Origin of the sequence: Burkholderia sp. GbtcB21 (assembly GCF_019091065.1) — a bacterium.
In the GTDB taxonomy this organism is placed as follows: domain Bacteria; phylum Pseudomonadota; class Gammaproteobacteria; order Burkholderiales; family Burkholderiaceae; genus Burkholderia; species Burkholderia pyrrocinia_C.
This window is the reverse complement of record NZ_JAGXKA010000562.1, coordinates 1-229: the sequence shown is the minus strand read 5'-3', so window position 1 is coordinate 229 and position 229 is coordinate 1. Positions and strand designations below refer to the sequence as shown.

Here is a 229-nt window from a genome sequence, read left to right as displayed (position 1 = left end):
GCTATGACACGCTCGTCGGCGAACGCGGGATCAAGCTGTCGGGCGGCGAGCGCCAGCGCGGCGCGATCGCGCGCGCGTTCCTCGCCGATGCGCCGATCCTGATCCTCGACGAAGCGACGTCGGGCCTCGACAGCGAAAGCGAGCTGCTGATCCAGCAGGCGATGGAGCGGCTGATGGTCGGCCGCACGACCCTCGTCGTCGCGCACCGGCTGTCGCCCGTACGTGCGCT

The 229-nt window shown here is 70.7% G+C and carries 1 protein-coding gene; it reads left to right on the top strand.

Annotated features, from left to right (window positions below; translation table 11 throughout):
• On the top strand, nucleotides 1-229 hold a 229-nt coding region (locus tag KVT39_RS37650), incomplete at both ends, for an ATP-binding cassette domain-containing protein (protein ID WP_217591546.1).